The 7,028-nt window shown below is 71.6% G+C and carries 8 protein-coding genes; 7 read left to right on the top strand and 1 reads right to left on the bottom strand.

Annotated elements, in window-relative coordinates; all coding sequences use genetic code 11:
* The 3 genes from purM to D7W81_RS38335 form a co-directional block, all read left to right on the top strand.
* Nucleotides 1-925: phosphoribosylformylglycinamidine cyclo-ligase (gene purM, locus D7W81_RS38345; protein WP_120560308.1), on the top strand; the 925-nt coding region annotated here is incomplete at its 5' end.
* Nucleotides 922-1,587, top strand: coding sequence for a phosphoribosylglycinamide formyltransferase (purN, locus tag D7W81_RS38340; protein ID WP_120560307.1), 666 nt, complete (start codon nucleotides 922-924; stop codon nucleotides 1,585-1,587). The genes purM and purN, both read left to right, overlap by 4 nt.
* On the top strand, nucleotides 1,584-2,120 hold the full coding sequence (locus tag D7W81_RS38335; RefSeq protein ID WP_244227721.1) for a 2-thiouracil desulfurase family protein: 537 nt from the start codon (nucleotides 1,584-1,586) through the stop codon (nucleotides 2,118-2,120). Before purN ends, D7W81_RS38335 begins: the two co-directional genes overlap by 4 nt.
* On the opposite strand, the gene D7W81_RS38330 is transcribed toward D7W81_RS38335, so the two are convergent.
* A complete protein-coding gene (locus tag D7W81_RS38330; protein ID WP_120560306.1) occupies nucleotides 2,121-3,188 on the bottom strand; it encodes an enoyl-CoA hydratase/isomerase family protein in 1,068 nt (355 codons plus the stop codon).
* Nucleotides 3,189-3,271: 83 nt separating this feature from the next.
* Between D7W81_RS38330 and D7W81_RS38325 the strand changes: the two genes are divergently transcribed.
* The 4 genes from D7W81_RS38325 (at nucleotide 3,272) to murQ (ending at nucleotide 6,843) form a co-directional block, all read left to right on the top strand.
* Nucleotides 3,272-3,961, top strand: coding sequence for an HAD family hydrolase (locus tag D7W81_RS38325; RefSeq protein WP_120560305.1), 690 nt, complete (start codon nucleotides 3,272-3,274; stop codon nucleotides 3,959-3,961).
* Between the two features lie 94 nt (nucleotides 3,962-4,055).
* Nucleotides 4,056-5,576 (top strand): NAD(P)-binding protein, encoded by a 1,521-nt coding sequence (locus D7W81_RS38320; protein ID WP_120560304.1) that lies wholly within the window; start codon nucleotides 4,056-4,058, stop codon nucleotides 5,574-5,576.
* Between the two features lie 104 nt (nucleotides 5,577-5,680).
* Nucleotides 5,681-5,872: a 50S ribosomal protein L28 gene (gene rpmB, locus D7W81_RS38315; protein ID WP_014398134.1), complete on the top strand. Its 192-nt coding sequence runs from the start codon at nucleotides 5,681-5,683 to the stop codon at nucleotides 5,870-5,872.
* Nucleotides 5,873-5,895: 23 nt separating this feature from the next.
* Nucleotides 5,896-6,843 (top strand): N-acetylmuramic acid 6-phosphate etherase, encoded by a 948-nt coding sequence (gene murQ, locus D7W81_RS38310; RefSeq protein ID WP_120560303.1) that lies wholly within the window; start codon nucleotides 5,896-5,898, stop codon nucleotides 6,841-6,843.
* Nucleotides 6,844-7,028 lie beyond the last annotated feature (185 nt).

Raw genomic sequence — 7,028 nt, 5'->3', positions numbered from 1 at the left:
GGGCGGGTTCGGCGGCCTGTTCGCACTGCCGCCCGGCAAGTACCAGGCGCCGGTGCTGGTGGCGGGCACCGACGGCGTGGGCACCAAGTTGAAGGTGGCCTTCCTGGCGGGGCGCCACGACACGGTGGGCATCGACCTGGTGGCCATGTCGGTGAACGACATCCTCACCTGTGGCGCGGAGCCGCTGTTCTTCCTGGACTACTTCGCCACGGGGAAGCTGGAGGTGGACGCCGCGGCGGAGGTGGTCAAGGGCATTGCCCTGGGCTGCGAGCAGGCGGGGTGCGCGCTCTTGGGCGGGGAGACGGCGGAGATGCCGGGCTTCTACGCACGGGGCGAGTACGACGTCGCGGGCTTCTGCGTGGGCGTGGTGGAGCGGTCCGCCATCATCGACGGCAAGACGGTGAAGCCGGGGGATGCGCTCATCGGCCTCACGTCGTCGGGGCTGCACAGCAACGGCTACTCGCTGGCGCGCAAGGTGCTGCTGGACGACGCGAAGCTGCCGCTGGACATGGCTCCGCCGGGGCTGGGCCGGCCGCTGGGTGACGCGCTCCTGGAGCCCACGCGCATCTACGTGAAGGACGCGCTCGCGCTGTGCCAGGCCGTGAAGGTGAAGGGCATGGCGCACATCACCGGCAGCGGCATCCCGGGCAACCTGCCCCGGTGCCTGCCGGACGGGACGCGCGCGGTGCTGAGCGAGTCGTCGTGGAAGAAGCCGGCCATCTTCGACCTCATCGCGAAGACGGGCGGCGTGGCGCGCGACGAGATGTTCAGCACGTTCAACATGGGCCTGGGCCTCATCGTCGTGGTGGCGAAGGAGGACGTGGCGAAGGCGCTGGAGGTGCTGCACGCCCGGGGTGTGGAGGCGTCCGAGGTGGGCCGGGTGGAAGCAGGCCAGGGCGAGGCCACGGCGGTCATCGACCCATGAGCACGCGGCGGGCGCGGCTGGGGGTGCTCGTCAGCGGCGGCGGGAGCAACCTGCAGGCGCTGCTCGACGCGGCCGGGCAGGCGGACTACCCGGCCGAGGTGGCGTGCGTGCTGTCCAACGTGCCCACGGCGTTCGCGCTGGAGCGCGCCCGGAAGGCGGGCGTGCGCGCGGAGGTGGTGGATCACAAGGGCTTCGGGTCCAAGGCGGACTTCGAGGCGGCGGTGCTCGGCGTGCTGGCCGACGCGGGCGTGGAGTGGGTGTGTCTGGCGGGCTTCATGCGGCTGGTGAGCGCGGACTTCCTGAAGCGCTTCCCGGGCCGCGTGCTGAACATCCACCCTTCCCTGCTGCCCGCGTTCCCGGGGCTGCATGCGCAACGGCAGGCACTGGAGCGCGGCGTGAAGGTGGCCGGGTGCACGGTGCACTACGTGGACGCGGGCACGGACACGGGGCCCATCATCGCGCAGGCCGCGGTGCCCGTGCTGCCGGAGGATGACGAGGCGAGCCTGAGCGCGCGCATCCTCGCGGAGGAGCACCGGCTGTATCCGCTGGCCGTGCGGCTGGCGGTGACGGGCGCGGTGACGCTGGATGGGATGCGCACGAAGGTGGCCGCGCGGGTGACGGGAGATGCGGGCGCCCTGCGCAGCCCGGGTGCCCCGAAGTGACGAAGGGCGTGGAGCCGTCGCGTCCGGCGCCGGATGTGACGGGCCCCGAGGAGTCGGCCCGCGATGCTCGACGGGAAGCCCTGCGCGCGGCCCCCACGGTGATGGTCAGCGCGTGTCTGCTGGGCGAAGCGTGCCGCTACGACGGACGCTCACAGCGTTCGGAGCGAGTGCTCGCCGCGCTGGAGGGCAAGGCCGTCATCCCCATCTGTCCGGAGGCCGCCGCGGGCATGGGCATTCCACGGCCTCCCGTGGACCTCGCCGGTGGAACAGGCGTGGACGTTTGGGCCGGCCGCGCACGGGCCCTCACACGAGAGACGCGCGAGGACCGCACCGCCGCGTTCCAGGAAGGCGCCTGGCTGGCCCTGGAGTCCGCGCGGCGGTTCGACGTCACGGTGGCGCTGCTGAAGGAGAAGAGCCCCTCATGCGGCAGCCAGCGCGTCTACGAGTCAGGCGTGCTGCGCCCTGGTGAAGGCATCACCACCGCGCTGCTGCGCGCGGACGGACGCACCGTCGTGAGTGACGAGGACCTGTAGTCAGCTCCGCGCAGGCAGCTCCAATTCGTCCCCAGGCCGTGGCGCGAAGCACGCCTCCACCTCCGCGTCCGTCACCTCCGCGAGCGTGGCCGGGCTCCACCGGGGCTTCTGATCTTTATCCACCAGCACCGCGCGGATCCCCTCCTGGAAGTCCGGCCGCTGGGTCAGCGCCTGGCTCAACCGGTACTCCATGCGCGCCGTCGCGTCGTAGTCCTGGCCGCGTCCGATGCGCAGCTGCCGCAGCGTTACCCGGAGGCTCGTGGGCGACATGCGCAGCAACGTCGCGCGGGTCTCCTCCGCCCACGCCGTGCCCTCGCGCTCCAGCGCCGCGAGGAGGTCCTCCACACGGTTCCCCTGGAAGCACCGCGCGATGACGTCCGCCCGCGCCGCGAGCGCCGACGCGCTTGGCTCCTGATGGAAGCCCTGGAGCACGCGCGCCGCCACGTCACGCCCCGGCCCGCTCCAGTCCGCGCTCGCCAGCGCATCCACCACGTCCTCCAGCCGCGAGGACTCCACCCGGTGCGTCGCGTATCCGGACCACAGCGCATCCGCGGCGTCACACCGCGCGCCGGTGAGCCCCAGGTACGTCCCCGTCTCGCCAGGGAAGCGAGGCAGGAACCAGCCACCGCCCACGTCCGGGAAGATGCCGATGGCCGTCTCCGGCATTGCGAGCACCAGCTTCTCCGTCACGGCCCGGAAGGCCCCGTGCACGGACAGCCCCAGCCCCCCGCCCATGCAGATGCCGTCCACCAGCGCGATGAACGGCTTCGGGAAGTGGTGGATCCGATGGTTGAGCGCGTACTCCGCGCGGAAGAACTCGCGCGACAGCGACAGGTCCGACCGTGCGACCGAACCAGCCACCGCGCGCACGTCCCCTCCCGCGCAGAATGCACGGCCCCCCGCGCCGCGGATCACCACCGCCTTCACGGACGGATCCGCCGCCCAGGTGTCCAACCGGGGATGCAGTGCGTGGCACATCTCCAGCGACAGCGCGTTGAGCGCCTTGGGGCGGTTGAGGGTGGCCAGGCCCACGGCCCCTCGCGTCTCCAGCAGCACGTCCTCGCTCATGGCGTGGGGGATATCAGCCCGGAAGGGGCTCGCATGGGAGATTCGGGGGTGACATGGCAGCGGAAATCGGTATTGGGAAGAACATGACTTCCGCAGCCGCCCCCCTGCTCGCCGCCGTCTTCGACATGGATGGCACGCTCGTCGACAACATGGACTTCCACAACCGCGCCTGGGTGACGCTCGCCCGGAAGCTCGGGTTGGAAGGACTGACGGCGGAACGTTTCCAGAACGAGTTCGCCGGCAAGAAGAACGAGGAGATCCTCCCGCAGCTGCTGGGCCGCACCCTCTCCGTGGCGGAGCTGGACGCGCTCGCGGAGGAGAAGGAGTCCCACTACCGCGCCATCTACCGGCCCTACCTGGCGCTGCACCAGGGAGCGGAGGGCTTCCTCCACCGGCTGCGCGATGCGAACCTGCGCCTGGCCGTGGCCACCGCCGCGCCGCAGGGCAACCGCGAGCTGGTGCTGGACGGGCTCTCCGTGCGGCCGCTCTTCGCATGTGTCGTCGGTGCCGAACAGGTGACCCGAGGCAAGCCCGCGCCTGACATCTTCCTGGCCGCGGCGAAGGCGCTGCAGGTGCCTCCGGAGTCGTGCCTGGCCTTCGAGGACGCCATCAACGGCGTGCTGTCCGCGCGCGCCGCCGGCATGGTCACCGTGGGCATCACCACCACCACGACCGCGGAGGCGCTGAAGCAGGCCGGGGCCCACTACACCGCCCCGGACTTCGACTCGCTGCCCCCGGAGCTGCTGGCACGCCTGTTCAGCTCCAGGGCCTGAGGGCACACCCGCCCCACCCCGGGTCCGGCCGCCCCTGAAACCGGGGCGCCAAAAGGGCGCCAGACGCGGTGACGTTGTGTAGTGTTCGGTGGCCATGTCGACGTCCGCCGCCAAACTCAAGCTCCCCTCGGGCCCGTCCCGGCACGTGTACGACGTCATCGTGCTGGGCAGCCAGGTCGGAGGCGCGCTCGCCGCCGCGCTCCTGGCGAAGCGCAACCACCGCGTGTTGCTGGTGGAGCACGACGGCATGGGGCCCGGCTACGAGCACGATGGCTTCGTGCTGCCCTACGCCCCCTTCGTCGCGCCGCCCCTCAAGGCGATGCCCGCGGTGGAGGAGGCCCTCGCGGAGCTGGGGCTGTCCACCGCCATCGGCCGCGCGCTGCGCCCCCACGCCCCCGAGCTCCAGCTCGTGCTGCCCAGGAACCGGGTGGACCTGCTCGGCGACGCCGCCCGCCGCCGCGCGGAGCTGACGCGCGAGTTCGGCGAGGCCGGCGAGGGCATCCAGGGCGCGCTCTCCGGCAGCGCCGCGCAGCACGAGGCCACCAACGCCTTCTTCAAGGAAGGCCCCCAGCTGCCGCCCGACGGCTTCTTCGAAGGCTGGAAGCTCAAGGGGCAGATCAAGGACCACCCGGCGCTGGAGGCCCCTCCCCGGCTGGCGGGCGAGGACCCCGCGCTGTCGCTGGTGCGCGGCCTGCTGCCCTTCCTCGTCCACCTGGAGAAGCCCTCCGCGCCCCTGGCGCAAACGCGGGCCCTGTCCCAGGTGCTCACCGCGCCGTCCACCTACCCCGGCGGCATGGACGCCCTGCGCGACGTGCTCACCCGGCGGCTGACGGAGCTGGGCGGCGACGTGCTGGGCCGCGACAACCCGGCGGGCTTCATCGTCGAGGAGCTGGCGTTCGACGGCAGCAAGTTCTCCGGCGTGAAGCTGGTGCGCTCGGACACGCTCTACCGCGCGTCGTGCCTGGTGACGGCCACGGACTCCGGGGCACTGCGCCGCCTGGTCACGGACAAGAAGCACAACCGCGGCCTGCTGGAGCACCTGGATCAAGCCAACATCAAGTCGCTGCTCTTCAGCGTGAACTGGGTGGTGCCGGAGGCGGCCCTTCCGCGCGGCATGGGCGAGCTGGTGCTGGTGGACACGCAGGACGCGGAGCTGGGCCCGCTGCTGGTGCAGCAGCACCCGGCGCGCACTTCCGCGACCCCGGGGAGCAAGGACGTGGAGGGCGTGCGCGTGGTGTGCGCCGGCGCCTTCGTCCCGGCCACCGCGCGCGACGAGGGTGAGGACCACCTCAAGGTGCTGGCCACGCGCATCGACGAGCATCTGGACCGGCTGATGCCCTTCACGAAGCAGCACCGCGCGCTGCGCTCGGTCCCCTACCTGGACGCCGGCGGAGTGCGCGGCAGCCGGCTCATGCCCCACCCGCTCTACAGCTTCGAAACGGAAGCCTTCCTGGGCGTCACGGGGTTGAAGCAACGCACGCCCGCGAAGAACGTGATCCTGGCGGGCCGTGAGGTGCTGCCCGGCCTGGGCCTGGAAGGCGAGCTGCTCGCGGGGATGCGCGCCGCGAAGCTGGTGCAGGACATGTTGAAGAAGAAGGATCCGCTCAAGGGATAGGCTTTGGGTCGGATCCGGCTGGATTTCCGGCCTGTTTCTGGTAGGGTCCGCCGCTCTTTTATGGGCTGTTGTCGAACGCCCCAGTTTTCAAGGAGTTAGCAGTCATGGCGTGGAAGTGCGACCTCTGTGGGAAGCGTCCGCTGGTGGGTAACAACGTCAGCCACGCGAACAACAAGACCAAGAAGCGGACCCTGCCGAACCTGCAGAAGGTGCGGGCGAACGTGAGCGGCAGCATCGAGCGCGTGCTGGCCTGCACCCGCTGCATCAAGGCCGGCAAGGTGACCAAGGCCGCCTGAAGTCCGGGAGCCTTCCGGTGGGCATGACGCGCGCTCGAAAGTCCGCGCTTCCGCCCACCGAACGGCTCCATCCCCGTGCGGATGACCTGGACCTCCTCTCTGTCGAGGCGGTCGTCCGGCGGTTGCATCAAGAAGACCTGATCGCGCTTCGCGCGGTCCGTGAGGCGTTGCCGTCCATCGCGGCAGCGGCCCGGACCGTGGCGGAAGCGTTGCGCGCTGGTGGCCGGCTGCTCTACGTGGGCGCGGGAACCAGCGGACGGCTCGGCGTACTCGACGCGAGCGAGTGTCCTCCCACCTTCGGTGTCCCGGCGACGCGGGTCCAGGCGGCTATCGCTGGCGGCCGGAAGGCCCTGACGCGCGCCGTGGAGGGCGCCGAGGACGACGCCGGCGCGGGGGCCCGGGCGGTGCGGACATTCCGGGCGACGGCGCGGGACGTGGTGTGCGGCATCTCCGCCTCCGCCTCCACGCCCTACGTCCGGGGCGCATTGGACGAGGCCCGCGAGCGCGGGGCGCGCACGGTGCTGGTGTGCTGCAACCCGCCCGGACCCGGCATGCGCGCGGATACAGTGGTGCTGGCGCGCACGGGGCCGGAGGTGGTGGCGGGCTCCACGCGGCTGAAGGCGGGCACGGCGACGAAGCTCGTGCTCAACGCCCTCACCACCGCGGCCTTCGTGTCGCTGGGCCACGTGTACCGGGGGCGCATGGTGGACGTGCGGCCAACGAACACGAAGCTGCGGGCCCGCGCGGCGCGCATGGTGGCGGAGCTGACGGACCTGCCCCCGGCGCGGGCAGCAGCGCTGCTCGGGGCCGCGGGCGACAATGTGAAGCTGGCGCTGGCCATGCACTTCACCGGGCTGCCAGCGGCCCAGGCACGGCGCGAATTGAAGGACACGGGCCTGCGAGGGCTTGAACGCCCGGCGGCGGCCCGGGCGACTGTTGTCAAAAGGCCACGTCCGCGCGCCCGCCCCTGACGAAAGTCCGGGGCCTTCCAAGACCTTCGGAAACCGACACACCGCGCCCGGGAACGTGAACAGGCGGTCCCCTGGGGATGTCATTCCCAGACACCCGGGGTGCCCGCCGGGCCAGGGTCCGGCGAGCGTGGGTGCTGGCCTTTAGACTTGGGGCATGCGCCCCGCCACGCCACCCTCCCCCTCCC

It is taken from the genome of Corallococcus aberystwythensis (assembly GCF_003612165.1).
In the GTDB taxonomy this organism is placed as follows: domain Bacteria; phylum Myxococcota; class Myxococcia; order Myxococcales; family Myxococcaceae; genus Corallococcus; species Corallococcus aberystwythensis.
The sequence above is the reverse complement of the archived record's forward strand: the minus strand, read 5'-3'. Positions and strand labels throughout refer to the sequence as shown.